This window comes from Arthrobacter sp. SLBN-112, assembly GCF_030944625.1.
Lineage (GTDB): Bacteria > Actinomycetota > Actinomycetes > Actinomycetales > Micrococcaceae > Arthrobacter.
The window spans coordinates 1,896,990-1,921,100 of sequence record NZ_JAUSXY010000001.1 but is presented as its reverse complement, the minus strand read 5'-3'; the positions used below and the strand labels follow the sequence as shown (position 1 = coordinate 1,921,100).

Below are 24,111 nucleotides of genomic sequence, written 5' to 3'. Positions count from 1 at the left end.
CCCCCAGGCCGCCCGGCCCTCCGCAGAGAGCCGCCGAAGGGGCAAGGATCGAGGTGACCGGCCTGACGAAGCGCTACCTGACGCCGAAGGGCGAGACCTTCACGGCCATCCGGGACGTATCCGTCACCGTCGAGGCCGGACAGTTCTGCTCCATCGTCGGGCCCACCGGGTGCGGCAAGTCCACCACCCTGGCCCAGGTCTCGGGCCTGGAGAAGCCAAGCGCCGGATCGGTGGAGGTGGGCGGCAACCTTGTGGAAGGCATCACCAACGGCGTGAGCTACATGTTCCAGGCGGACGCCCTGTTTCCCTGGAAGAGCGTGCTCGGCAACGTCATGATGGGACCCATCCTGCTCGGAACGCCAAAGCGCCAGGCCACGGACCTTGCCCGGGACTGGCTCCGCCGGGTTGGCCTGGCGGGGTTCGAGGACCGTTACCCGCACCAGCTCTCGGGCGGCATGCGCAAGCGCGTGGCCATGGCCGCAGCCCTGATCAACAATCCGCGGATCCTCCTCATGGATGAGCCGTTCGGAGCCCTGGATGTGCAGACCAAGGCCATCATGCAGAACGAACTGCTCAAGCTCTGGGAGGAACTGCGCCCCTCGGTCCTGTTTATCACCCATGACCTGGACGAGGCCGTGGCGCTGTCCGACAGGGTGGTCATCATGACCAGCAGCCCCGGCTCGGTCAAGGACGTCTTCGATATCGACCTTCCCCGGCCCCGCGGCAACGTCCAGGAAATCCGCCATGAGGAGCGGTTCCTGGAACTCCAAGGGCGGATCTGGGAATCCCTCAAGGACGAGGTTACCCGTGCCTACGCGGTGTCGGCAGGTGCGGCATGACAACCCTTACTCACAGCGAAACCCGCAAAGGCGAGAAGCCAGTGGAAACAGAGACCGCAGTGAAGAATGCCGGCCGGATCAAAGCGCGGCGCCGCTCGGCGTCCATCTGGATCGGCCGGGTAGTCCTGGCCGTGGCGGTGGTGGGCGGCTGGCAGTGGTTCACGACAGAGGGGTGGGTGGACAAATTCTTCTTCGGCCAGCCATCGGAAATATGGGCCAGCCTGGTCAAGCTCTTCACCGAAGGGACGGCATTCGGCACCATCTGGGAGAACCTGGGGGTCACCGCGCAGGAAGCATTCTTCGGTTTCCTGCTGGGCACGTTCGTGGGCGTAATCCTTGGCATCCTCCTGGGCTCCAACAAGTACCTGTCGGCCGTCGTCGGGCCCTACATCAGGATCGTGAATTCGATTCCGCGTATTGTGCTCGGCTCGATCTTCATTGTGGCGTTCGGCCTGGGTGTCTTCCCGAAAATCCTGCTCGCGGCAGTGCTGGTCTTCTTCGTGGTGTTCTTCAACGCGTTCCAGGGCGTCCGTGAGGTGGACCAGAACCTGGTGGCAAACGTGCGGGTCCTCGGAGCTTCGCCCTATCAGGTGGCGATGCACGTGACCATTCCGTCCGCCATGACGTGGATCATCGCCAGCCTCCACACCGCGTTCGGCTTCGCCATCATCGGCGCGCTTGTTGCCGAGGTGCTTGGCGCGCAGAAAGGAATCGGCCTGATCATCAGCCAGGCGCAGGGAACATTCGATCCGAATACTGTCTTCGCCTGCATGGTGATCATCGCCGTCGTCACGCTCTTTGCCGAATCGCTGATCAACCTGCTTGAGCACAGGATCCTCAAGTGGCGGCCGCCGAACCGTTCCGAGGCGCAGGTCATCTGATCCCCGATACACCCAGCTATCCAACCCCGCAATACCCAAACAAATACCACCGTCCCGTTGGGGACAAACAAAAGGATGCGTAAAACAATGATGATGAAGCGCCCTATTCTTGCCGCCGCAGCTGCCGGAGCCGTTGCCCTCAGCCTGGCAGCGTGCGGCAACAGCTCCACCCCCGCAGCCAGCGGCAGTTCCGCGGGCGGCAGTGCGTCCGCCGACACCAGCTCAATGCCCACAGTGAAGATGATGGTGGGCGGCATCGACAAGCAGATCTATCTCCCGTACCAACTGGCCCAGCAGCTGGGTTACTACGAGAAGTACGGGGTCAAGATGGAACTCTCCACGGAGCAGCAGGGCGGCGTTGGTGCCGAGGAGGCCATGGCGTCCGGGCAGGTGGACATGGCCGGAGCGTGGTACATCCACACGGTGGACTTCCAGGCGAAGGGCAAGAAGGTCACCAACCTCATCCAGCTCTCCGGCGCCCCGGGCGAGCGCATCATGTGCAGCCCCAAGGCCAACGTCCACTCCGGCGCAGACCTCAAGGGCAAGACAGTCGGCGTCACGGACCTCGGCTCAGGCACTGACGAACTCACGCAGTTCATCGTCTCCAAGGCAGGCCTGGCCAAGAGCGATTACCAGACAATCGCGGTGGGCTCCGGTGCCACCGCTATCGCCGCCATCCAGCGCGGGTCCGCCGACTGCGTCATGACCACCCAGCCAACAGTGGGCGCCCTCGAGGCCAAGAACCTTGCGGTTCCCGCCATTGACCTGGCGACGGCGGACGGCGCCAAGGCGGCCCTCGGCAGTTCGCTGCCGTCGGCAGGACTGCTCGCCCAAACGGACTGGGTCAACAGCCACCAGGATGAAGCCCAGAAGGTGGTGGACGCACTCGTGGACACCATGCATTGGATCAGCACCCACTCAGCACAGGAGATCGCGGACAAACTGCCCCCGGCATTCGTCCAGAACAGCACCATCAGCAAGGACGATTACGTCAAAGCATTGGATCAGGACAAGGGCCAGTTCCTTCCGGACGGCATCATGCCCGCCGGTGGCCCCAAGACGGTCTTCGAGGAGGAGAAGACGATTGGGGTTGACACGTCAAAGGTCAACATGGCGGACACCTTCGACCAGAAGTACGCCCAAGCGGCGCTGAAGCTCGAGGGCTACACCGCCACCACCACCCCGGCCGGCACCGACGGGTGATCCCGTCCCGGACAGGGTAGTTGCGCTCCTCCGGAAGTCCGCCAGGACTTTCCGGAGGAGCGTTTCACTTAACGGACCAGTGTCCGCGGCTCAGCCGGGATTTTGCAGCAGCAGCCGGCACCATGCATCGCTCAGCCACCCGGCGAACTGTTCCGGATCCCACCCGCGCTGGTTCACCAGCAGCCCCCAGTACTCCGGCCCGTTCATGCTCCACACAGCGTCGGCCAGCTCCGCGGCCGGTCGGTCCGTGCGCAGCTCCCCCGTTGTTGCGAGGTCCTCGATGAATTTCCGCATGTTGGCCGCGCGCCGGTCCGAGATCTCGCGCCAGAGCGCGCCGCAGTCCGGCTCGGTGCCGGCAGCATCGCGGAGCGCCTCGTAGACCGGCGCAAGCCGGGGCTGGATTTGCGCCAGGGCCTGGGCGTACAGGGAGATCTTCTCAGCCGCTCCCGTCGCCTCGCGCACGCGGATCACGTAGTCCCGGCGCTCCGCGGGGACGGCCTGGCCGGTGCCCGAGATTGCTGCCTCCACCACCCCGCGCAGGAGGTCCGGCTTCCGCCCGATCGTGGCGTAGATGGTATCGACGGCGACTCCGGCGCGCCGGGCAATGGCGGCAACGGTGGCGGCCCGGTACCCCTCGCCCACGAAAAGGTCGCGGGCAGCGGACAGCACCGCGTCACGGGTTGCCGCCGCCTGTTCCCTCCGCAAGGGCGAGTTGTAGCGACGGGCGGGGGCATTGACTTCACTCATGGCCGGGCCTAGCCTTTATTCATCCGAACGTCATTCGGATGAATTGTAGCAGGTAGCCCGGGACCGCGGCGGAGCGGGACGGACGGAAGGGCAGGCCACCATGTCGGAGCACTTCAACACCGTGGTGATCGGAGGCGGCCAGGCGGGACTGGCCATGGGCTACCACCTTGCCCGCCTCAAGCGTCCTTTCGTCATCCTGGATGAGCATGCGAAATCCGGTGACAGCTGGCGCACGCACTGGGACTCCCTCCGGCTCTTCACCCCGGCCCGGTACGACGCCCTTCCCGGCAGCAGGTTCCCCGCACCGCCGTGGTCCTTCCCCTCCCGCGAGGAGTTCGCCGACTACCTGGGCAGCTATGCGGAAGAGTTCGGCTTGCCCGTCCAGCGCAATGTCCGGGTCACCAGCCTCAGCCACAACGGCCAAGCCTTCGTCATCGATGCCGAGGGCCACCACTTCGAAGCCGACAGCGTCGTGGTTGCCTCCGGCTGGGACCGGAAGCCCCGGGTTCCCGCGTTCGCCGAACAGCTCAGCCCCGCCATCCGGCAACTGACGGCCGGGAGCTACAAGAATCCGAACGGCCTTGCACCGGGCCCGGTCCTGGTGGTCGGCGCCGGCAATTCCGGTGCGGACATCGCCCTGGAACTTGCCTCCAACCGCAAGACCTACCTATCCGGCCGCCATCCGGGCGAAATTCCCTGGCGAGTCGACGCCGTGGCCGCCCGGCCGCTGACGCTCGCCGTCTTCTTCGCCTTCTCCCATATCCTGACCCTCGGTACGCCCGCCGGCCGGAAGGCCCGTCCACGGGTCCTCTCCCACAGCGGACCACTGGTGAGGGTGAAGAACCGGGACCTGGTGCGTGCCGGCGTCGTCCGCGTTCCCAGGACGGAAGGCGTCAAAGGCGGGCTGCCAATACTGGCGGACGGCAGGACGCTGGAGGTGGCCAACGTCATCTGGTGCACGGGCTTCACGCCGGACCTGGACTGGATGGACCTGCCCGTGATGGGCGCGGACGGCCGGCCGGTCCAGGACCGCGGCGTGGCCGCCACGCAGCCCGGACTCTACTTCCTGGGCGCCACCTTCCAGCAGTCGCTGGCCTCATCCATGGTCCACGGCGTGGGCCGGGATGCAGCCTTCATCGCTAACCGGATCGCGGCCGCGGAGGCGCCAGACGTGGTCAGGCCGGCAGGCTCAGCTGCTCCACAATGATCCGCGCGGTGCCGGGATCGCCGAGGATCCGGAAGTGCCCGGCCACCGGCAACTCGATATTGGTGGCGCCTGGGAGCACGCTGCCCTCCGGGATGTGCGGATCGAACGGGCCGTAAAGGGATGTGATGCGGCTGTTGATGGTCTGTTCGCGCGCCATCTGCAGGGTCAGGGCATTGCGCGGCGAGAAGATCCGCAGGCTGGGCAGCAGCATGTACCGGGCGTAGCGGGACCCGGAAAACGGTGCACACACCGCAATCATCCGGTCGATCCGGTGCTCGGGGTCCAGGGACAGCATGGTGTACTTGCCGATCAGCCCGCCCTTGCTGTGGGCCACCAGGATGGCATTGTGGAGGCCCGCCTCCTCCAAGTGTTGGGCCACCAGCCGGGCTGCGTCAGGAACTTTGAGTTTGTTGCGCTGCAGCACCGTGACCACGTGCACGGGGTGCCCGGCGTCGTGGATGGCCCGGATGAGCGGCATCATGAACTGCCAGTTTTCGTAGACGCCGGGGATGATCACCACGGGCTGCCGGGTGCCGCTGCGGAAGGACCCCGGCTGCACGCGCGAGAGGAAACCCCGGACCTGCCAGCCCGCGGCATAGACATAGTCCTGCATCCACCACACCGCTTTGTGCAGGGGGCTGATGCGGGTGCTCACGCCGGGGTCGGTCATGAGTCGAGAATAGCCTGCCCCGGTCAGTAATTCCGGCGGTGCTTGAGGCGCGGAATGACGACGGCGAAGACGCCCGCCGCCGCGAACCCCAGGATGCCCGTGGCTGAGACCCCCGGCCCCAGTGAGGCCAGGGCCGTCACCCCGGAGAGGAGCACCGGGCCGCCGGTGGAGCCGGCATCCGCCATGAACCGCCACAGGCCCAGAAACTGCCCGCGCCCGCGGTCGGGCGAGAAGTCTGCGCCCAGGGTCATCACCAGCCCGGAGCTGATGCCGTTGCCGAAGCCGATCAGCAGCGAAGCGAGCAGCAGGCCCGTGAAGGATCCCGTGAGCGGGATCAACAGCAGCGCGGTTCCCATGAGGAGCGTGGAGGGGATGGCCACCCATTGGCGGCCCTTGCGGTCCATCAGTTTTCCGGCGGGATAGAACACCAGCATGTCGATGGCGCCGGACAGGCCGTAGATCAGGGACGCGGAGGTGGCGTCCATGCCCAGGTGGTCCGCCCAGAGCGGGATCACTACCTGCCGGGAGGACCGCAGCGCGCTGAGCAGCAGGATGCCCACGCCCAGCGAAAGGAACACGCCGGCGTGCGAGACCGCGACGCTCCGGAGCGTGGGCTGGGAGGTGCCGGCCCCGCCCGAGGGGACGTCCGGCGTCGCCAGGTCCGGGATGGTGAGGGACAGCAACGCTGCCGCCGCCATGGCCGCCACGCCCACCCAGTACGCACCGGCGATGCCAAAGAACTGCATTGCGGCGGCGCCGGCGAACGGGCCGATGAACACGCCGATGCGGTTCACGCCGCCCAGCGTGGACAGGGCCCGGGCACGGAACGCCACGGGCACGGCCTCGGTGAGGTACTTCTGCCGGGCCAGGCCGAACACCGCCCCGGACATCCCGACGACGGTCATCGCCACGGCCAGCAGCCACAGTCCGTTGGGGGCCAGGGAGGACGTTGCGGCGGCTGCCAGGGCCAGTCCGGCGGCGACGGCGGCGCCCACGATGGACCAACGCTCACCGAAGCGGAGGGTCACCAAGGACGCCGGCAGGTTGAAGAACCAGGATCCCAGGCCGATGAGCGTCACGACCAAGGCTGCCACGGCCACTGTTGCGCCCAGCTCGCGGGCTGACAACGCCACCACCGGGAGGATGGCCCCCTGGCCGATTCCGAAAAGCAGCGTGGGACCGAACGCGGCGACGGCAATACTGCGCAGGCTGAAGGGCTGGGCATCATCCGGGGAAGTCATCAGATTTATCCTATGGCCGCCGCCATCGCATCAGCGTGCGGTGTGACGCGCAGGACAAGGCGTGGCAGGTCCCCGGGACGCTAACGCCTGCCGGGCCGGGGCTCGATTCCTGCCAAGGCACGGACCAGGTTGACCAGCTCTGCCACGGCCCCAATCACCGAGCCCACCATGGCGATCACCAGGAGCACCCGCACCAGCACCGGCCAGCCGGTCCAGCCGCCGGTGAAGTCGAACGGGAAGACCTCCCAGACGCGGACTATTGCGGCCATTCCGAAGCCCAGCGCCACCAGGTTTCCCATGGCCAAAAATGCCCGGGCCCGGATCAGCACGCAGACCACGCCCACCACGATGCTGGCGATCAGGGACGCGTTGATGAGGTCCAGTGCGCGGGCCATGTCGGCGGTCAGGAAGGGCAGCACCTGCCACCCGGGCCAGATATTGATCCCGTACATGAACAGGGCGTTGACCACGGCGGAGCCAACGTTGCCGCTCCTGCCGGTGGAAGTCCTGTCCGCCATTTACCCGCCTGCCTTCTGCTCAAGGTAGTCCTGCTTCAGCCATAGCAACAGGCTCCGGCCAAACAGCCCCGGCCAGAAGAGCCGAAGGTCCCCTTGCCCATCGGGCAGGAACCGGACAACGGTGGGCTGAGCGGCGAATCAGTAACCAGCCAGCATTTCCTTGGCTTTGTTGTTTCCCGCCGCGTTGACCAGTTCCTCTGCCACGATATGCAGTTTGACGTTGGCACGCTGGCTCCTGGCGGCAAGGACCTGGAATGCCGACGCTGCGTCCACACCCTGCAGGGCCATGACAATTCCCTTGGCCTGTTCGATCACGGCCTTGTTCGCATAGGCGCCCTCGATTGCTTCAGCGGCCGCGTGCTGGGATTCGATGCGCAGGCTTTGGGATACATCCACCATGAACCCATGCGCATGTTCCACCTGGCCGGATGGCGTGGCCTCGACCTGGATGGCCGAGAACACGCGCCGCTCCCTGCCATGTACGTCGAGGACGCGATGCAGCAGGGCGCCCTGGCCGCCGGCACGCAGCAGGTTCGTCCATAACGCACGCACATGCTCGCGGTCCGATGGATGTTTGTGGGACATCAACAGCTCAAAGGTTGGAACCACTTCCCCGGGTCGGAGCCCATGAATGTGGAACATCCCCTCGGACCATTCCATCTGCCCTGTGGCAACATCCAGCTCAAACGTGCCTGACGGGCACTTTGTCCCGGGGCTGAGAGGAAAAAGGTAGCTGTCCAGCGTTGACCACATGTCTTTCTCCACGTCTGCTATAGACCGCCAGTCGGCTCTCGGCATCACAGTATCCGAACTTCTTTCCATCCGGGCCGGCAATGGTACCGGCGGTAAAAATACAGGGGTCACAAAAGGCCCGGCGAGGAGTAGCGTTCGCCTTATGGGGCGCTGATCCGTGCCCACAGCCAAGGGGAGGTCATTCATGGGTGAAGTGTGGGTTCGCACGCTGGGCAACGGGCTGGTCCGGGCAGATCGAGTCACCGAGATTTCGTCCACCCGGGGGTCCTTGCACGAGGACCGCGGGTATTCGCTGAAGGTCATTGTGGACGGCAAGGGCCACGTGCTGGTTGACGACGCCGGGCTGCAGGGCTCCCTGCCGGAGCGGCTGGAATATGCCCGGCACATGGAGGACGCCCTGTTGCTGGCCATCGACGAAGCGCGCGAGAACGACGCGTCGATGGTGATCTCCTACGAGCCGGAACGCGAACGCTGGTCCTCGGCCCCGGTCTCTGTATTAACGGGCAGGCTCCCCGAAGTGGTCTGACCCCGGGGTTCCGGCCGCCGGACTGCCCGTCAGTTGTGCGTCGGCTCCTCCACCAGCGCAGTGGCGATGCTGGCTGCGTCCTCCAGCGCGGCCAGGAAACGCTCCGCGTCCAGGGCGGCCGCGCAACCCGTGCCGGCGGCGGTGATGGCCTGCCGGTACCGGTGGTCCACAGCATCGCCGCAGGCAAAAACCCCTGAGAGGTTGGTGCAGGTGGTGGGGGCGTCCACCTTGATGTAGCCTTCCTCGTCCAGATCCACCTGGCCGGACACGAGTTCGGTGCGGGGCAGGTGCCCGATGGCCACGAAAATGCCGGTGGCGTCCTGGTGCCGGGCTTCACCGGTGCGGGTATCCGTGAGGGTGACACCGGTGACCTTGCCGTCGCCGTGGATGGCAGTGACGGCGGAGTTCCAGGCGAAGCGGATCTTGGGGTTGTCCTTGGCCCGCTGCGCCATGATGCGGGACGCCCGCAGTTCGCCCTTGCGGACGACGACGGTGACGGTCTTTCCGAAACGGGTCAGGAAGGTTGCTTCCTCCATGGCGGAGTCGCCGCCGCCAACGACGATGATGTCCTGGTCCCGGAAGAAAAACCCGTCGCAGGTGGCGCACCAGGAGACGCCGTGGCCGCTGAACTTCTTCTCCTCCGGCAGGCCGAGTTCCTTGTAGGCCGAACCGGTGGCCAGGATGACGGCCTGGGCCTCATAGGTCTCCCCGCCGCCGGTGACCACGCGCTTGACGGGACCTTTCAGGTCAACGGACGTGGCGTCGTCGTACTCAATGCGCGCGCCGAACTTTTCCGCCTGCTGCTGCAGCCCGTCCATCAGCTCCGGACCCTGGATGCCGCCCGGGAATCCGGGGAAGTTTTCCACCTCGGTGGTGTTCATCAGGGCACCGCCGGCCGTGACGGAACCGGCCAGGACCAGGGGGTTCAGCCCGGCGCGGGCCGCGTAGATGGCGGCGGTGTAGCCGGACGGGCCGGAACCGATAATTATCAGCTGTTCTTTGCTCATGGAATGTCCTTAAGGGGCGGTATGTCTTGGGGCGTGCCTTGATCACATCACGGATCGGAGCGGGAGGGCCAACACTCACTTCGATGTAATAAAGGGCGCGGTGTTGCGCACATCACATTCAGTCCCTAATCTGGTTGAGGCTTAAGCAAACAGGCCATGCAAGAAGCTGCAGCGTCGCAGCCAATGCCGGGGAAGGCTCTACAACTTGAACTCCAAGCTCAACATCGTGGTCCGGATTGACCTGGATCGCAGCAAGGCCCAGGTGATTGCAAAGGGGCATATCACCATCCACAGCATCAACGCACTCTACGTAGTGGCAAAACGTGCCAACTCCCTGAAGGGAGGCCTGGAACTGGAGCTCGATATCTCCGGCGCCTGGGTGGACGAGGATGCACTGGAGATGCTCCGGTCCGCAGCCCGGACCAGGCACCTGCCCGCAATAATCGATCCCGAACAGGCGCCGTGCACCATCAGCGTCCTGGCCGTCCGGCGACATCCTTCCGCAGCGGCCGTCCGCCTGGCCGCATAGCGAACTCCGGCCGCTCGCTGCGCCCCCGTTTCGGGCCAGAGCCGGCCGGCCACACTCTTCTCCACCGCTTTAACCAACGAAGTGCAGCTGCACCCGAATAGACGGGTGGCTGCACTTCGGGCCCGCAGGGCCAACGACTTATGGCCCGGGAAAGGGCCCGGCCGGCAGCAACCCGGATCTACAGCAACCGGGCGCTGCCGGCCAGGAATACCTGGAGTTCCAGTTCGGTCAAGCCCGCCGCATCGCCAAGGGCGTCCGGAGCGGCACCCAGCCGCGCCGGCGGCCTCTGCGTCGACGAGGTACCGCAGGGCCAGGAGGTCGGTCTCCCCCATCGCCGGCGAAGACCGGGCGCGTCGTCGCATTGCGGTCTCTAAGGTTGATCGGACGGGTGGCCGGAATCGGGCGGGCAAGTACCTTCGCGGGGCGCCGGGAAAAGTAGAGTACCGGCTACTCGTGCGCAGGCCCGGGGGGCCCAATAAATTTCATAGAAACCTGCGGCGGCCGATGCCACTGGGTACGACTTGGATGGGGGTGCGGGGTGGCGGTTGGCCCGGCGCATAACAGGGGACCCGAACGGCAAGGGTTCCTGCTGGACCTGGTAACAGATGCCGACGACGACGCAGGGTCCCTGCAGAAACTCGCCGATGCAGGGGCCAGGTGGCTCAGTACGACGGCGGGCTCAATGATTGAGTGCGGCGCCGTGCTGTACAGGCAGCGAACCTACGCCGCAGGTGCCGGAAGCACGCCGGACGCGGCCCACTTCGCAGCAACGGAGGAAGAGCACGGGGACGGGCCCACCGCACTGGGGGTAGCGCTGTCAGGTCCCGCGGTGGTCAACCCAACGGGCTCCCCCGCCCGCTGGCAGGCGTACCGGAACCGGCTACTGGACAGGGGATACGGAGCAGCGTTGGTCCTCCCCCTTGAGCTGCGGCCCGGATCGTCGGGAGCCCTGGTGTTCCTGGCCCACGGCAACTACGCCTTTATCACCAGGATCACCACCGAGGCGGCCTGGTTTGCCTCGGTGGCCTCACAGAGCCTGAAGCTGGCACTGGACGTCCATGGCGTCATCCGCTCCGGGGACAACCTGAAACAGGTCCTGGAAAGCAGGACCTCCATCGATGTGGCCTGCGGCGTGCTGATGGCCCAAAACCGGTGCTCCTATCCCGAGGCGTTCAGCAAGCTCGCCGGCGCCTCGCGGCACCGCAACCTCAAGGTCCGCAGCGTTGCGGACAGCATCCTGAGCACCATGCCAAGCGGCGCAGCAGGTACCCGGCTCGAACCTCCGGCGTTTGCCTGAGGACTGCTGCGGAAACAAGGACCGCTGCGGAAGAAGCCTAGTGGCGCGCCCGCGCCCGGATGAGCCCGGCCGCCACGAGCCCCGCACCTCCGAGTGAAGCCAACATGCCGCCAAGTGCCACGAAGTAATCGGTAATGGTCATTGCTTTGCGCTCCGTCCGTGCCCCTGTGCTACCTGCCTGATGAGCCCAAGCTACGCGCCGAATCTCAGCGTTGGCTGAAGGATCGCCAGCATGTTTGGTCAAGATCCGGTTAAGGACAGTTGCGGGCATCCACATAGTTGAGGTCCCCGATCTTCCCTTTGGCGGGGCGTTCCGTATTATTCATGCATGTGGACAAAACAAAGCCAGAGCTACTGCCCCACCTGCGGCAGGGCCACTAAACACGTCACCCATTTCCGCAAGGACGACGCCGGTTCCCTGGTTGCTGACGTCCGTTGCAGTGAATGCCCCGAGATTGAGAGTGCCGTCGCCTGAGTCCCGGGCGGCGCAACCTACTGTCAGCCTAGGGCCTGCCGGCCTGGGGACGGACGACGACGAAGATCACCATGGCAACTGCCTGCACCACGGTGATGGTCACGGCCAAAGCAAGGATCGATTGTTCGTACAGCAGGCCGATGAGGAAGCTCCCGGCAAGCCAGGCCAGGCCGTAGCAGGCGGTGAACATCCCATAAGCACTCCCCCGCCGGGCTGCGGGTGCCAACCCTGCGACGCCGGCCCGCATGGTGCTTTCCTGGACCCCCATGGCGGCTCCCCACACCAGGACCCCCGCCACGGCGAGCGCAGTGTTGTTGCTGAACCCCAGCCATGGGACCGCCGCCGCCAGGACCGGCAGGACCAGAAGAACTTTCAAGCCCACCCGGTCAAAGAGCCAGCCGGAGGCCAGGGCCGCCACGGCGTCAACGCCCATGGCCACGGCGTACAGGACCGGGACCAGCGCCGGTGGCAGCAGTCCGGTATCCACCAGGTGGTATGAGAGCAGCCCGAACGTCGCGTAGCCAAACATGGTCAGGCTGCTGAACGCGGCATAGAGCCAGTATTGCCGGGGCAACGGAGCAACCCGGTCTGACGGTGCCGCATGGCCCTCAGGGCCGCCGGCCACCGCTGCCGGCGGCTGAACCGGAACGGTCTCGTACGCATCCGGGTTGGGCACCCGCCTCTTCAGCCAGAGGAGCACCAGCATGGCGGCCGCCCCGGGAACGGCAAGCAGCAGGAATCCCGGACCGTAGCTTCCTGTCAGGGCAAGGGCCGCACCGACCAGGAGCGGCCCCACCAGGGCCCCCACCTGGTCCAACGCTTCGTGCAGGGCAAAGGCCTTCCCCTGCCCGAGCGCGGAACCGGCCTCCGCAAGCATGGTGTCCTTTGCCGGGCTGCGCACGGCCTTGCCCAGCCGCTCGGCCAGGACAAGGAGGCAGGCGATCCACAGCGCGTTACTGATGCCCAGGAGCGGCACGGACAAAGCGGTCAGGGCATAGCCGGAGATGGCCAGCGCCCACCGCAGCGCCGGCCGGTCCGCGAGGCGCCCAAACACCAGGCGGAGGACCAGGGCAACGGCTTCACCCGCGCCGGTGACCACGCTGACCAGGAGGGCCGACGCACCCAGGGCGCCAAGGTAGGGCCCGGTGACGCTCCGCGCGCCCTCGTACACCATGTCCATCAGGGCACTGACAATCCCGAAGGCCACGATGAAGCGGACGGCAGTCATGGGCACGGCCGGAACAGTCCTCCCGGCGCTACCGCTGGTACTCGTGTTCCCTCACCTGCTTTGCCGCGGCCACGGCTTTAGCCGGGGATTTAGTGCCGGGACGTTCCGGCCGGGTCACGGCCAGGATCACCCCGATGCCGGCCAGGGAGGAGACCATGGCCGAGCCGCCATAGGAAATGAAGGGCAGCGGGACACCGATTACCGGCAGTAGTCCGCTCACCATGGCGATGTTGATCACCGCCTGGCCCAGGATCCAGGTGATCACACTGCAGGCCACGATCCGCGAGAAGGTGTCCGTAGTGCGGGCAATGGTCTTGAAGACGCTGATGGCAAGGATCGCGAACAGGCCCAGGACCAGGAGGGTTCCGGCCAGCCCGAGTTCTTCGCCCAGGATAGAGAAGATGAAGTCGTTGTGGGCTTCCGGGATCCAGTTCCATTTCTGCGCGGCTCTGCCCCAGGCCCACCCCGAACCAGCCGCCGGAGGCCAGCGCGTAGGCGCCGTGCTGCGCCTGGTAGCCCATGCCCTGCGCATCCTCCTCCGACCCCATCCCCAGCCATGAGGAGATGCGCCCCATCCGGTTGCCGCTGGTGGCCGCGAGGACCAGCGCGGCCACCATGCAGATGATGCCGGCCACGGAGAACACCTTCATCCGCACGCCGCCGTAGAACATGGTGGCGGCGAGGATCATCATGATGATCATGGTGGTACCAAGGTCGTGCCCCAGCGCCACAATGATCATGATCAGCCCGCCTGCGGGACCCAGCGGAACCACGGCATGTTTCCAGTTCGCCAGCAGGGCCTGTTTCCGGTCAAGGATGGCCGCGGCCCAGACAATCAGCGCGAGCTTGGCGAACTCGGAGGGCTGGGCGGTGAAACCGCCCACGCTCAACCAGTTCCGGTTGCCGTTCACGGACATGCCGAGCGGTGTGAACACCAGGACCAGGGCAATCAGTGAGCCGATCAGCATCGGCCACCCCAGGCGCCGGATCCGGCGGACGGGCATCCGGGCCAGCAGCAGCATGATCACCACGCCTGCCACGGTCCACATGGCCTGCTTGAGGGGAAGATCGTAGGGATTGTTTCCTGCCGCCACGGATTCCACGGACGACGCCGACGCCACCTCCACGAGCCCGATCGCCGAGAGCGTGAGGACCACCGCCAGGATCAGCGGGCGGAGGCGGCCCGGCGAGTCATCCTCCAGCCAGAGGGCAAGTTTTCCCCATCTGCGCCGGGCAGGGCGGGCGGCGCCGCGTTGTTGTTGTCCTCTGTCCATCTGTCCGTTCCTCAGCTGCACCCCGGGCTTCCTCCACGGCCGGGCCCTGCTCCGGGGCGGGTACCGCCGAGAAAAAAGATTACGCCCCCGCGGGCCGGTGAGCGGACCGGCACGGCCGGAAACCCGGCATTCTAGGGGAATTGCCAGCTTGGGCCTGTAGGGTAGCCGAAACCTGTCCCCTCCCGAAGGTCATTTCGTCGTGTTCGGTTCCAGAAAATCTCCCGGCCCGGAACAGGAAGGCTCCACTCCCGTTGCCTATCCAGGCCAAGGCGAGCTGTATGCCGCCAGTTCCCGCCACAGCAGGCCGCGCCGCCGCGCGCCGCGCTGGGTCAAAGCGGTGGTTGCCGTGGTGTCTGTCCTTCTCCTCGGCGTCCTGGCATTCGGCGGGTATTGGGCCTGGCGCCTGCAGTCCAACATCAGCACAGCGGCGCTGACCGCCGGTGGTGAACGGACCGAAGGGGCGGTCAATGACAGCACGGACCGGATGCAGATCCTGGTGCTGGGCTCGGATACCAGGTCCGGAAACAACAGCGAGTACGGCAGCGCGGACGATTCCTCCGGCTACGGACAATCGGACGTGATGATGCTGCTGGACATCTCGGCGGACAACAAGCACGTCAACGTGGTGAGCTTCCCCCGCGACCTCCTGGTGAACATTCCGGCCTGCACGGACTCGAAGACCGGCCAGAAGTATCCCGCGCAGAAGGGCGCCATGATCAACAGCGCCATGAAGCAGGCCGGGATCGGCTGCGCCGTGGATACGGTGAACAAGCTCACCGGCCTGGAGATCGACCACTTCATGATGGCCGATTTCAACGCCGTCAAGGAATTGTCCAATGCGGTGGGGGGCGTGGATGTGTGCGTCAGCGACGCCGTGGACGATCCCGATTCCGGGCTGCACCTTCCGGCCGGCACCTCCCAGGTGCAGGGCGAACAGGCCCTGGCGTTCCTGCGCACCCGGCATGCCTTCGCCAACGGCGGGGACCTGGGCCGGATCAAGGCGCAGCAGGGTTTCCTGGCTTCCCTCAGCCGCAAGCTCAAGTCGGAGGGAACGCTGGCCAATCCGGAGAAGACGCTGACGATTGCCGATACGGTCACCAAGAACCTGACCGTGGATTCGGGGCTGTCCTCTGTGCCCTCGCTGTTGACCATCGCCAACCGGTTGAAGAACATCGATCCGGCGAGCGTCAACTTCATCACCACACCTACCGTCCCGGCACCGCAGGACCCCAACCGGCTGGTCCTGGACGAGCCGGCAGCGAACAACTTCTTCGCGGCACTGCGCAGCAACCCGGACCTGAGCCAACCCTCTGCCGCCCCAACCCCGGCGCCCACGACACCCGCCGCGCCGGCCTATGACAAGGCGCTGCAGCCTGTTTCCGTTGCCAACGGCACGGGCGTGACAGGCCGCAGCAACGCCATCGCCGGCCTGTTGTCCGACGCCGGCTTCGCCAAGGTGACCAAGCTCCAGGCCACCGTGCGCACCCAGACCATGGTCTACTACAGCGCCGGATATGAGGACGTGGCAGCGGATGTCGCCGCCTTGTTCGGCCTGCCCGCCAGCAGCGTCCAGCAGGTGGCCAACATTCAGGGCGTGCAGCTCTCTGCCGGCACGGACTTCGTTACGGGCACCAGACCCGCCGCACCGCCGTCGTCATCTGATTCCGGAAGCGTGGTGGCGCAGACCGGAAGCGACCAGACCTGCGAGGCCACCAACACCTCCGGCTACTAGGGCGCGCTGCCAAACACAAGGTCCACACGGGGCTCGCGTCGACGCACCGCTTACCGGCTGAGCCACGTGTCGAGCCAGGTCCGTATGTCGTCGAGTGCCGCCTTGGCCATTGGCGTCCCGTGGCCGGTGAAGCCATGTGGCGCGGCCGGATAGACCCGCAGGTCGACATCGACGCCATCCGCGGACAGCTGCGCTGTCATGGCAAGGTTGTCGCGCAACAGGATGTCCTCTTGGCCGACGACGATCAGTGCCGGTGGGAGGTTCGTGAGGTCAGCGTAGATCGGGGAGAAGTCAGGGTGGGTGCGGTCGGCCAGCCGGCCTGCGTACGCCTGGATGAAGTACTCGTCTGCGATCAGGCGCCCGGCGGGCGTCTGCCCGCTGAGGTCGTAGGTCCCGAATTGCAGCACGGCGGCCCCGTAGGCCGCTATACCCTTGTCGCGGAGGCGAATAAGTGTGGTCGCAGCCAGTGTGGCGCCTGCGGAGAAGCCCGCAATGGCGAGTCGGTGTGTTCCAAATCGGGCGGCGGCGTGCTCTGCGAGCCACAGCGCCGCCGTTTCACAGTCGTCGGGTGCCGCAGGCCATGGGTTCTCTGGCGCAAGCCGGTAATCGACGCTCACGACGACAATGCCGAGGTTGTTGGCAAGGTCATTGTTGCGGACATCGCTTCCTGCCCCGGCACCCAGGTAGAACCCGCCACCAGGGAAGTCCAGGAGCACACCCCGTGGGGCAGCCGACGCGGGGAAGTGGATCCTCACCGGGACCGTGGCCTCGTCGTGGCCTACCACTTCCGTGACCACATCAGGCCCGGATGGATTGGGACGTTGCGCCGCGTCCCGGACGGCCTGAAGCTCGTTCCAGCTGCCCGGGCCCCTGCCCATGCCCCGCTTTACATAGAACGCGCGGGTCGGGTCGGCCAGCGCAAGTTGGCGGGAATCGATCAACTGGGACAGGCCGAGCTTCATCGCCTCAGCTTATCGAGCCACCGACCCGCGCCGGATGGAATCGATTGGCGCACCGCAGGACCTGCCCTGCTGTGCCAGGTGGCCCTGCGGGCCCCCGAGTACACAGTTGCCTGAATACAGCCAGCTATGTACTTTGGGATGATGCAGACCCTCACGCAGGCTCCCGTGCTGGCCCGGTTCGGCTACGCGGTGTCAGACCCCACCCGCGCCCGCGTCCTCCTGGCGCTGTCCGAGGCCCCGTCGTACCCCTCGGACCTGGCGGACAGCCTGGGGGTGTCGCGGCAAAGCATGTCCAACCATCTGGCGTGCCTGCGCGGCTGCGGCCTGGTGGTTGCCGTGCCTGACGGCCGGCGGACCCGCTACGAGCTCGCGGATGCCCGGATCGGCCATGCCATCAGTGACCTGATCAACGTTGTGCTGGCAGTGGATCCCACCTGCTGCGGCCCCGATGCGGAGCGCGTCGCGTGATGACGGCACTTCACGTCCCCGGTACCGAACGCCGGCGCCTGCTCAGCCGCCGGATCCGGCTCTTCGCCGCGGCCACCATCACGTACAACGTCATCGAGGCCGTCGTGGCGCTGTGGGCGGGCGGCGTGGCTGATTCCTCGGCCCTGATCGGCTTCGGCCTGGACTCCGTGATCGAAGTGACGTCCGCACTGGCGCTGTCCTGGCAGTTCTCGGCCAAGGACCCGGAGCGGCGGGAGCACCTGACGCTGCGGATCATCGCCGTCTCCTTCTTTGCCCTGGCCGCGTTCGTGGCCGTGGACGCCGTCCGTTCGCTGGCAGGCGCGGGAGAGGCCCAGCACTCGGTTCCGGGCATCGTCATTGCAGCCTTGAGCCTGGCCGTCATGCCCGTCCTGTCCTGGGCCCAACGCCGCGCCGGGCGCGAACTCGGATCCAGGACAGCGGTGGCCGATTCGAAGCAGACCCTGCTCTGCACGTACCTCTCCGCCGTGCTGCTGGTTGGCCTGGTCCTGAACAGCACCCTGGGTTGGTGGTGGGCGGACGCCGGCGCAGCCCTGGTGATCGCGGGAATCGCGGTTCGTGAGGGCATCAACGCGTGGCGCGGGGACGCCTGCTGCACGGTTCCGCACGCCGCGCCGGACCAGGCCGGGGATGCTTGCTGCGGGCCGGCTCCGCAATCGCTGGGCATGCCCACCATGAGGAAGGGCTGACCCATGGGCAGCGGACACGACCACTCCCACGGCGCCGCGGACCACCACGGGCAGCGCGGGAAGCTGCTGCTGGTTTTTGCCATCACCTTCACCGTGATGCTTGCCGAAATCCTCGGAACCATCCTTACCGGCAGCCTTGCCCTGCTGGCGGACGCCGGGCACATGTTCACCGATTCCGCCGGGCTGCTCATTGCCGTGATTGCCGCGTCCCTGGCCCTGAAGCCGGCCACCCACAAACGGACCTGGGGTTACAAGCGCGCCGAAATCATCGCGGCGGCCGGGCAGGCCGCACTGCTGCTGGGCGTGGGCGGATTCGTCATCGTGGAGGGCATCCGCCGGCTTTTTGCCCCGCCCGAGGTTGGCGGCTCCCTCATGCTGTGGTTCGGCGTCATTGGCCTGGCAGGCAATGCCGTGGGGCTGCTGGTCCTCGCCTCCGGCCGGCACCACAACTTCAACATGAAGGCCGCGTTCCTCGAGGTGCTCAACGACGCCCTCGGTTCCATCGCGGTGATCCTAGCGGCGCTGGTCATTGCCCTGACCGGCTGGACCCGTGCGGACGCCGTCGTCTCCCTGCTGATCGGTGCGCTGATCATCCCCCGCACCCTCAGCCTGCTCCGGGACACCGTGAACGTCCTGATGGAAAGCACTCCCCCGGGCCTGGACCTGGCCAAAGTCCGGGAACACATCCTGGCCCTGCCGCACGTCATCGACGTCCACGACCTGCACGCCTCCCTGGTGGCCTCCGGCGTGCCGGTCCTGTCCGCCCACGTCACCGTGCAGGACCAGTGCATGCGCGACGGGCACTCCGCCAGCATCCTGGCCGACCTGCAGCGCTGCGTGGCCAAGGACTTCGACGTCAGCATCGAGCACTCGACCTTCCAGATCGAACCCGCAGCGCACCGCGACCAGGAAAGCATCCAGCACTGATGACACCGGCCGGGCGCTGACCACGCCCTGGACCGGTTGGGATGCGGGGCCGGCCCGCTCAGGCAGCCGCCGGCTCCTTGGCGCGCTCCTGGGGTGAAGGCTCGACGGCGGGCTCCAGCTTTGCGTTCGCCCATCGCCGGAGCGGCCGCTCCACAAAGCGGAAGGACGCGCACGCCACCAGCACGGTGAGGACCGCGGTCAGTGCGATGCGCAGGGGCAGCGCCGGGATCAGGCGCATCAGGAGCAGATAGACCGGCAAGTGCCAGAGGTACATCGCATACGAAAGGTCGCGGCCGGGCTTGGCAAGCCACGGGTGGCTCAGTATCCGTGCAAGGAAACCCGCCGGCTGGAGCACCAGCGCGCCTATCAACACCGCTGACAGCAGGGCGAGCACCGCGGGCCCGGCCGTCCAGAAAGCGGTAAACCACGCGCCGGGCGTGTCCGGTTCCTTCAGCAGGAACAAAGCGGCCGCCAACGTGATGGCAGCCAGGGGGGCTCCCCAACGGGCCACGGACACCAACGCACCGTGCAGCCGGGAGCCGTGCCGTAGGGAGGTGAACAGCAGGGCGAGTGCGCAGCCAATCAGCAGCTCGTCGGCCCGGGTGTCCGGGCCGTTGTAGATCCGGGCCAGCGGCTGGCCCGCGCTGACCAGCAGGAACCGGTTCAGCAGGAAGACGCCGGCCACTGCCAATGTGGCGAAGGCAACGGTGCGGACCTTCCAGAACCGGAGCATCGCCAGCAGCAGCAGGGGCCACACCAGGTAAAACTGCTCCTCGACGGCCAGGGTCCAGGTGGGGCCGAGGGTTTCCCCGGCGATGGAGTCGCCGAACATGCCAAAGTGCGCCAGGTTCATCACGTAGGCTGCGGCCGGCAGGACGAAACCGGCCTGGCCGCCCCAGCCGGAGGCCGGGAACAGGAAGCCGGCCACGAGGATCACGGTGCAGAGCGCCAGCAACGCCGGCCAGAGCCGGGCCAGGCGCTTGGCGTAGAAGATGCCCAGGTGGAGCCGGCCGGTGGAGCTCCACTCCTTCATGATCAGCAGCGTGATCACGAAGCCGCTAAGCGTAAAGAAGACGTCCACGCCGATGGATCCCCCGGGGACCTCATCGGTGGCCGTATGAAAGAAGAACACTCCTGCCACGGCGATGGTGCGAAGCCCGTCCAAGGCATGCTTGCGCCCGGCGATAAGCCCTGCTCCGGGCACTGCCGGGCGCTCCGCGGCTGACAAAATTCCACTGTTTGACCTGAAAACCACTAAGCAAGCATATATAACGTTTCCATAACTGCCCTGAACGGAAGCTGGGCGGACGCTGACAACAGGGCACAGATCATGGCTTGTGGCAGGGCGCCGCGCCTTCTACATTGAACAGATGGTGGACCAGGATATGGCAGAGGATTTCGAGCGGCTCGTCGACCTGATCGGTGCCACGGAGGACATCAAATCCGTCCTGGACGCCATCACCACCTTCGCGGCGGCCACCATGACCGAGACCACGGGCACATCGATTGACTGCGCCGTCACGCTGCGGCGGCGCAAACATACAGCCACCATTGGCGGCAGCAGCAGCAATGCCGTGGTGCTGGACAGGATTGAACAATCCCTGGGGGACGGGCCCTGCGTGGACGCATTGGAGACCGGTGCTCCCGTCCTCCTCGGCGACGTCGACTCCGACCCGCGGTGGCCGGAGTACCGCGAGGCCCTCTCGGCCGCGGGCATCGCCAGCGCACTGGGGGTCCCCATGGCACTCCAGGACGACGCCGGCGCCGTCCTGGATTTTTTTGCTCCCGCCACTGGACTCTTCAGTGAGCGCGCAGTGTCCGAGGCAGTGAGGTTCGCGGACATGGCAGGCATGGCCCTGCGCCTGGCCATCCGAATAGCATCCGCGGACCAGCGTGCCGAGCATCTGAAGGCCGCAATGGACACCCGGACAGCCATTGACGTGGCCTGCGGGATCATCATGGCGCAGAACCAGTGCAGCAAGGACCAGGCTTTCGAACTGCTCCGCCGCGCCTCCAACACACGGAACCAAAAGCTCAACGACCTCGCCCAGTCGCTGGTGGACAGGTTTACGGGTTCACGGCCCAAGGCCGCCTACTTCGATGACTGAGGCTCCAGCCGGCGGGTGTTTGTGTTGGGCGCCGACCCGGGAGCCAGCCACGCTGCTGACTCCCGGAGTGTAAGACGTGGATGTGGCCCACCCCCGAACCATGGATTTCCCTTGGGCCACATCCACGCCAGCTATGTGGGAGGCGGATGCGCGCCCGGAAGCGGCCTGGTTGTGGTGGGGAGAGCGGTCATAGATATTCCTCAGACGGTGCATCGCTGGCCGTCTGCCTGACCTTGGGCCAGCCTACAAGCGTTCCGCGCCGGGCAACAGCGCGGAACCCCACAATTTTGGGTCAAGATCAGCCAAGGAATCAGCCGGCGGCGCCACACCACAATGCCAGCGCTTCCCGCAGGCCCGCAGCTGTGTGCTGGCCAACCCAGGCCACGTAGCCGTCCGGACGCACCAGGACTGCCGTAGGCGCAGCCACCACGCCCAGCACCGGAAGCTCCCACGCGCCGTCGTACGTCCCGGCAACATGCTGCACCCGCCCGGCCCACGCGCCCGCGTCCAGGGCGGGACCGCCGAGTTCCAGCAGGACGGGACGGCCCTGGTGCAACAGTTGGTACACCCGCGTGGATCCCTCAGCGGCGGCGATGTCCAGGTCCGGCATCCGGCGCCCCAAGAGGGGGTGGCCCGTGCCGGGCCCGTAGTCAACGTCGAGCCCGGTGACCAATCCCGCAATCGGATCCCCGGCACCATCCCGGCGGAGGACCTCGTCCAGCAGGTCCCGCAGCGCCTCCTGCCGCGGATCGGCCTTCTGGAACAGGGACTGCGCCATGGTGTATTTGAGCGCCCGGGCGCCCGCCGGGTGGCGCTCCGCCTGGTAGGTGTCCAACAGATCCTCCCCGGACACCCCGCGGACCACCTGCGCCAGTTTCCAGCCGAGGTTCACGGCATCCTGGAGGCCCAGGCCGATGCCCTGCCCGCCCGTTGGGGAATGGACGTGCGCGGCGTCGCCGGCCAGCAGCACACGGCCTTTCCGGTAGGACTCCGCCTGCCGGGTGGCGTCCGTGAAACGAGAGAGCCACGCGGGGCTGTGCACGCCGAAGTCCGTGCCGAACACGTCGTTCAGAGCACGCCGCAGGTCCTCCATGGCGGGCTCGATGGCAGGGCCGAGCTCCGCTTCGGTCACCACCACCCGAACCATGCCGTCCCCCATCGGGTACAGTCCGTGGATGCCGCGGGTGTCCACTTTGCCCTGCTGCACGGGTTCGCCGGCCACCTTCACTTCGGCAATCAAGCTGCTGCGCGTGGCGTCCGGGCCGGTGAAGCTGATCCCGGCCGAGCGCCGCACCACGCTGCGCCCGCCGTCGGCGCCCACAACAAACCCGGCCCGCACGGGTCCGCCGGCGGCGAGCCGAACGTCCACGCCGTCGTCGTCCGCTGCTACCCCGGTGACCTCCACGCCGCGCCTGACCTGCACGCCCAGCTCCTCGGCCCAGCCAAGCAGCAGCCGTTCGATGTGGTTCTGGAACAGGGCCAGCGTGTAGGGGTGGCGGGTGGGCAGGCTGCCCAGGTCCAGCTGCGTGGCACCAAACGTTGCCGCCTGCACTGTCTTGCCCTCCGCGAGGAACCGCTCCGCGATGCCGCGCTGGTCCAGCAGTTCGATGGTTCGCGCATGGATTCCACCGCCGCGGGATCCGGCCAGTTCCTGGGAGGGCCGCCGTTCCAGGATTAGGGCATCCACCCCCGCCAGCCGCAGCTCCCCCGCGAGCATCAATCCCGTGGGCCCGCTCCCCACAATCACCACATCATGCATGTTGTCCCCGTTCTGTGCCTGCACTGGACCGCCCGTATGCGGCACCCAGTATGCGCCAGCCCGGGGGCCTTGCGGCAAGGCCCCCGCAGCGGGGTACTTTGGAAATAGATGGAAGATTGCCCATGACGCAGGCGTGCCGCCTTCTCCAGGTTGGGGGTCCCTGAGAAGGCGGCACTGCATCCAAAATACTGGCCGGTCATGGCGGTCGAGGCCGCTATCCCCCCGTCCGGCCGAAACTTTAACGAATCCTTTACGCCTGGCTGGATTAACCCGGACACCTGTCAAGACCTGTTCACACCGGAAGGCCTCTCCGTACGCTGGTGCGTGGGCCGCACTGCGGCCAAAGACACTACACAGCCCCGTTCCGGGGCTGCACACAGGGCACAGCCCCGACTTTGCGCGGCGAACGGTCTCCTCCCCGTCTTGGTGGTGCGCCAACCATATTGCTCGATTCAGGCAAAAATGGAGAAACCTAAAATGAGGAAAATACTTACGCGCCTGCTACTGATGGCGCTCCTGGGAACGATGGCGCTCATCGCTCCACAATCGGTTCAGGCCGCCCCGCCCGTCCCCGCTTATCCTGCTTGCCCCGGTTTTGACGTCACCCTCAGTTCAACCGGCGGAACCCAGGACGTTCGCATGACACGGATCAAGGACGGCATCATCTACACCATCGTTGCAGGCCGCGGAACGACCATCACCGTGACCAATGCCGAATCCGGAACGTCCGTGACGTTTGGCACGAAGGGTTCGGTCACCAGGAGTGCCACCGACACCGCCACAGGTGACATTACGTGGTCGCTTTCGGGCGCAAACCTGGTCCTGCTGTTCGACAAGGTTGACTTGGGCGGTCCGTCCACCATCCTGTACACGGGTGTGGTCAAGTACACCACCGACAGCAACTACACGTTGACGCAGCCGTTCCAGCAGCAGTCAGGTACGCAACGGGACATCTGTTCAGAGCTGAGCTAGCCGGCTATTCGCCTGGGCGGCGGGAGAAGTCCCGCTGCCCAGGCGATTTTTCTTGCACAGCGTTGTCGATCCGGGCTTGCC

The 24,111-nt window shown here is 66.3% G+C and carries 25 protein-coding genes and 1 pseudogene; 14 read left to right on the top strand and 12 right to left on the bottom strand.

Features of this window, described 5'->3' with window-relative positions; all coding sequences use genetic code 11:
* The first annotated feature begins 53 nt into the window (after positions 1–53).
* The 3 genes from QF050_RS09025 (at position 54) to QF050_RS09015 (ending at position 2,923) form a co-directional block, all read left to right on the top strand.
* Positions 54–839, top strand: a complete 786-nt coding sequence (locus QF050_RS09025) for an ABC transporter ATP-binding protein (protein WP_308930145.1) — start codon at positions 54–56, stop codon at positions 837–839.
* Positions 836–1,720 (top strand): ABC transporter permease, encoded by an 885-nt coding sequence (locus tag QF050_RS09020; RefSeq protein WP_308930144.1) that lies wholly within the window; start codon positions 836–838, stop codon positions 1,718–1,720. Before QF050_RS09025 ends, QF050_RS09020 begins: the two co-directional genes overlap by 4 nt.
* Positions 1,721–1,813: 93 nt before the next feature.
* Positions 1,814–2,923, top strand: a complete 1,110-nt coding sequence (locus QF050_RS09015) for an ABC transporter substrate-binding protein (RefSeq protein ID WP_308930143.1) — start codon at positions 1,814–1,816, stop codon at positions 2,921–2,923.
* A gap of 90 nt (positions 2,924–3,013) precedes the next feature.
* Here QF050_RS09015 and QF050_RS09010 read toward each other — a convergent pair whose 3' ends face one another.
* A complete protein-coding gene (locus QF050_RS09010; RefSeq protein ID WP_308930142.1) occupies positions 3,014–3,670 on the bottom strand; it encodes a TetR/AcrR family transcriptional regulator in 657 nt (218 codons plus the stop codon).
* A 100-nt stretch (positions 3,671–3,770) separates the two neighbouring features.
* On the opposite strand from QF050_RS09010, the gene QF050_RS09005 reads away from it, so the two are divergent.
* Positions 3,771–4,877 (top strand): NAD(P)-binding domain-containing protein, encoded by a 1,107-nt coding sequence (locus QF050_RS09005; RefSeq protein ID WP_308930141.1) that lies wholly within the window; start codon positions 3,771–3,773, stop codon positions 4,875–4,877.
* Here QF050_RS09005 and QF050_RS09000 read toward each other — a convergent pair.
* The 4 genes from QF050_RS09000 to QF050_RS08985 all read right to left on the bottom strand — a co-directional run bounded on the left by QF050_RS09000 (position 4,846) and on the right by QF050_RS08985 (position 7,966).
* The gene (locus QF050_RS09000; RefSeq protein WP_308930140.1) at positions 4,846–5,547 is read right to left on the bottom strand and encodes an alpha/beta hydrolase; all 702 of its coding nucleotides are present in this window, start codon (positions 5,545–5,547) and stop codon (positions 4,846–4,848) included. The two genes, QF050_RS09005 and QF050_RS09000, sit on opposite strands and share 32 nt — an antisense overlap.
* Before the next feature lie 23 nt (positions 5,548–5,570).
* Positions 5,571–6,788: an MFS transporter gene (locus QF050_RS08995; protein WP_308930139.1), complete on the bottom strand. Its 1,218-nt coding sequence runs from the start codon at positions 6,786–6,788 to the stop codon at positions 5,571–5,573.
* An 80-nt stretch (positions 6,789–6,868) separates the two neighbouring features.
* The gene (locus tag QF050_RS08990; protein WP_308930138.1) at positions 6,869–7,306 is read right to left on the bottom strand and encodes a hypothetical protein; all 438 of its coding nucleotides are present in this window, start codon (positions 7,304–7,306) and stop codon (positions 6,869–6,871) included.
* Positions 7,307–7,444: 138 nt separating this feature from the next.
* Positions 7,445–7,966, bottom strand: coding sequence for a PAS and ANTAR domain-containing protein (locus tag QF050_RS08985; protein ID WP_308932134.1), 522 nt, complete (start codon positions 7,964–7,966; stop codon positions 7,445–7,447).
* A gap of 277 nt (positions 7,967–8,243) precedes the next feature.
* Here QF050_RS08985 and QF050_RS08980 point away from each other — a divergent pair, with 277 nt between their 5' ends.
* On the top strand, positions 8,244–8,585 hold the full coding sequence (locus tag QF050_RS08980; protein ID WP_308930137.1) for a hypothetical protein: 342 nt from the start codon (positions 8,244–8,246) through the stop codon (positions 8,583–8,585).
* Between the two features lie 29 nt (positions 8,586–8,614).
* Here the strand turns inward: QF050_RS08980 and trxB are convergent, their stop codons facing one another.
* Positions 8,615–9,592, bottom strand: a complete 978-nt coding sequence (trxB, locus tag QF050_RS08975) for a thioredoxin-disulfide reductase (RefSeq protein ID WP_308930136.1) — start codon at positions 9,590–9,592, stop codon at positions 8,615–8,617.
* 205 nt (positions 9,593–9,797) lie between these two features.
* Here trxB and QF050_RS08970 point away from each other — a divergent pair, with 205 nt between their 5' ends.
* From QF050_RS08970 to QF050_RS08955, 3 genes are all read left to right on the top strand, one after another.
* The gene (locus QF050_RS08970) at positions 9,798–10,121 is read left to right on the top strand and encodes a hypothetical protein (RefSeq protein ID WP_308930135.1); all 324 of its coding nucleotides are present in this window, start codon (positions 9,798–9,800) and stop codon (positions 10,119–10,121) included.
* A 538-nt stretch (positions 10,122–10,659) separates the two neighbouring features.
* A complete protein-coding gene (locus QF050_RS08960; protein WP_308930134.1) occupies positions 10,660–11,418 on the top strand; it encodes an ANTAR domain-containing protein in 759 nt (252 codons plus the stop codon).
* Positions 11,419–11,746: 328 nt separating this feature from the next.
* The gene (locus QF050_RS08955; protein ID WP_308930133.1) at positions 11,747–11,893 is read left to right on the top strand and encodes a hypothetical protein; all 147 of its coding nucleotides are present in this window, start codon (positions 11,747–11,749) and stop codon (positions 11,891–11,893) included.
* Between the two features lie 28 nt (positions 11,894–11,921).
* Here the strand turns inward: QF050_RS08955 and QF050_RS08950 are convergent, their stop codons facing one another.
* The 3 genes and pseudogenes from QF050_RS08950 to QF050_RS08940 all read right to left on the bottom strand — a co-directional run.
* Entirely contained in the window at positions 11,922–13,121 is a 1,200-nt protein-coding gene (locus QF050_RS08950) for an MFS transporter (RefSeq protein ID WP_308932133.1), read from the bottom strand.
* Positions 13,122–13,149: 28 nt separating this feature from the next.
* Positions 13,150–13,653: an FtsW/RodA/SpoVE family cell cycle protein gene (locus QF050_RS08945; protein WP_308932132.1), complete on the bottom strand. Its 504-nt coding sequence runs from the start codon at positions 13,651–13,653 to the stop codon at positions 13,150–13,152.
* Positions 13,649–14,395: pseudogene (locus tag QF050_RS08940) on the bottom strand (FtsW/RodA/SpoVE family cell cycle protein); the annotation flags it as partial. The pseudogene QF050_RS08940 and the gene QF050_RS08945, both read right to left, overlap by 5 nt.
* Before the next feature lie 199 nt (positions 14,396–14,594).
* Between QF050_RS08940 and QF050_RS08935 the strand changes: the two are divergent.
* Positions 14,595–16,127 (top strand): LCP family protein, encoded by a 1,533-nt coding sequence (locus QF050_RS08935; protein ID WP_308930132.1) that lies wholly within the window; start codon positions 14,595–14,597, stop codon positions 16,125–16,127.
* A 50-nt stretch (positions 16,128–16,177) separates the two neighbouring features.
* Here the strand turns inward: QF050_RS08935 and QF050_RS08930 are convergent, their stop codons facing one another.
* Positions 16,178–17,089 (bottom strand): alpha/beta hydrolase, encoded by a 912-nt coding sequence (locus QF050_RS08930; RefSeq protein ID WP_308930131.1) that lies wholly within the window; start codon positions 17,087–17,089, stop codon positions 16,178–16,180.
* A 141-nt stretch (positions 17,090–17,230) separates the two neighbouring features.
* Between QF050_RS08930 and QF050_RS08925 the strand changes: the two genes are divergently transcribed.
* The 3 genes from QF050_RS08925 to QF050_RS08915 are packed head-to-tail and all read left to right on the top strand — an operon-like array spanning position 17,231 to position 19,191.
* Complete coding sequence (locus QF050_RS08925) at positions 17,231–17,557, top strand: winged helix-turn-helix domain-containing protein (protein WP_308930130.1); 327 nt, start codon at positions 17,231–17,233, stop codon at positions 17,555–17,557.
* Entirely contained in the window at positions 17,557–18,264 is a 708-nt protein-coding gene (locus QF050_RS08920; RefSeq protein ID WP_308930129.1) for a cation transporter, read from the top strand. Before QF050_RS08925 ends, QF050_RS08920 begins: the two co-directional genes overlap by 1 nt.
* A 3-nt stretch (positions 18,265–18,267) precedes the next feature.
* The gene (locus QF050_RS08915) at positions 18,268–19,191 is read left to right on the top strand and encodes a cation diffusion facilitator family transporter (protein ID WP_308930128.1); all 924 of its coding nucleotides are present in this window, start codon (positions 18,268–18,270) and stop codon (positions 19,189–19,191) included.
* A 58-nt stretch (positions 19,192–19,249) separates the two neighbouring features.
* On the opposite strand, the gene QF050_RS08910 is transcribed toward QF050_RS08915, so the two are convergent.
* Positions 19,250–20,419, bottom strand: a complete 1,170-nt coding sequence (locus tag QF050_RS08910) for an acyltransferase (RefSeq protein WP_308930127.1) — start codon at positions 20,417–20,419, stop codon at positions 19,250–19,252.
* A 142-nt stretch (positions 20,420–20,561) separates the two neighbouring features.
* Here QF050_RS08910 and QF050_RS08905 point away from each other — a divergent pair, with 142 nt between their 5' ends.
* The gene (locus QF050_RS08905) at positions 20,562–21,299 is read left to right on the top strand and encodes a GAF and ANTAR domain-containing protein (RefSeq protein WP_308930126.1); all 738 of its coding nucleotides are present in this window, start codon (positions 20,562–20,564) and stop codon (positions 21,297–21,299) included.
* Positions 21,300–21,609: 310 nt separating this feature from the next.
* Here QF050_RS08905 and QF050_RS08900 read toward each other — a convergent pair whose 3' ends face one another.
* On the bottom strand, positions 21,610–23,082 hold the full coding sequence (locus QF050_RS08900; RefSeq protein ID WP_308930125.1) for an FAD-dependent monooxygenase: 1,473 nt from the start codon (positions 23,080–23,082) through the stop codon (positions 21,610–21,612).
* A gap of 615 nt (positions 23,083–23,697) precedes the next feature.
* Here QF050_RS08900 and QF050_RS08895 point away from each other — a divergent pair.
* Positions 23,698–24,030, top strand: coding sequence for a hypothetical protein (locus tag QF050_RS08895; RefSeq protein WP_308930124.1), 333 nt, complete (start codon positions 23,698–23,700; stop codon positions 24,028–24,030).
* Positions 24,031–24,111 lie beyond the last annotated feature (81 nt).

Excerpts from the sequence above, each read along its gene's own strand:
- QF050_RS09015 (WP_308930143.1), top strand. The coding sequence starts at position 1,814 with ATGAAGCGCCCTATTCTTGCCGCCGCAGCTGCCGGAGCCGTTGCCCTC.
- QF050_RS08980 (WP_308930137.1), top strand. The coding sequence starts at position 8,244 with ATGGGTGAAGTGTGGGTTCGCACGCTGGGCAACGGGCTGGTCCGGGCA.
- QF050_RS08945 (WP_308932132.1), bottom strand. The coding sequence starts at position 13,653 with ATGCGCAGGGCATGGGCTACCAGGCGCAGCACGGCGCCTACGCGCTGG.
- QF050_RS08990 (WP_308930138.1), bottom strand. The coding sequence starts at position 7,306 with ATGGCGGACAGGACTTCCACCGGCAGGAGCGGCAACGTTGGCTCCGCC.
- QF050_RS09010 (WP_308930142.1), bottom strand. The coding sequence starts at position 3,670 with ATGAGTGAAGTCAATGCCCCCGCCCGTCGCTACAACTCGCCCTTGCGG.
- QF050_RS08905 (WP_308930126.1), top strand. The coding sequence starts at position 20,562 with ATGGTGGACCAGGATATGGCAGAGGATTTCGAGCGGCTCGTCGACCTG.
- QF050_RS08915 (WP_308930128.1), top strand. The coding sequence starts at position 18,268 with ATGGGCAGCGGACACGACCACTCCCACGGCGCCGCGGACCACCACGGG.
- QF050_RS09000 (WP_308930140.1), bottom strand. The coding sequence starts at position 5,547 with ATGACCGACCCCGGCGTGAGCACCCGCATCAGCCCCCTGCACAAAGCG.
- QF050_RS08920 (WP_308930129.1), top strand. The coding sequence starts at position 17,557 with ATGACGGCACTTCACGTCCCCGGTACCGAACGCCGGCGCCTGCTCAGC.
- QF050_RS09020 (WP_308930144.1), top strand. The coding sequence starts at position 836 with ATGACAACCCTTACTCACAGCGAAACCCGCAAAGGCGAGAAGCCAGTG.
- QF050_RS08985 (WP_308932134.1), bottom strand. The coding sequence starts at position 7,966 with ATGGAATGGTCCGAGGGGATGTTCCACATTCATGGGCTCCGACCCGGG.
- QF050_RS08995 (WP_308930139.1), bottom strand. The coding sequence starts at position 6,788 with ATGACTTCCCCGGATGATGCCCAGCCCTTCAGCCTGCGCAGTATTGCC.
- QF050_RS08895 (WP_308930124.1), top strand. The coding sequence starts at position 23,698 with ATGACACGGATCAAGGACGGCATCATCTACACCATCGTTGCAGGCCGC.
- QF050_RS08930 (WP_308930131.1), bottom strand. The coding sequence starts at position 17,089 with ATGAAGCTCGGCCTGTCCCAGTTGATCGATTCCCGCCAACTTGCGCTG.
- QF050_RS08950 (WP_308932133.1), bottom strand. The coding sequence starts at position 13,121 with ATGACTGCCGTCCGCTTCATCGTGGCCTTCGGGATTGTCAGTGCCCTG.
- trxB (WP_308930136.1), bottom strand. The coding sequence starts at position 9,592 with ATGAGCAAAGAACAGCTGATAATTATCGGTTCCGGCCCGTCCGGCTAC.
- QF050_RS08925 (WP_308930130.1), top strand. The coding sequence starts at position 17,231 with ATGCAGACCCTCACGCAGGCTCCCGTGCTGGCCCGGTTCGGCTACGCG.
- QF050_RS08955 (WP_308930133.1), top strand. The coding sequence starts at position 11,747 with ATGTGGACAAAACAAAGCCAGAGCTACTGCCCCACCTGCGGCAGGGCC.
- QF050_RS09005 (WP_308930141.1), top strand. The coding sequence starts at position 3,771 with ATGTCGGAGCACTTCAACACCGTGGTGATCGGAGGCGGCCAGGCGGGA.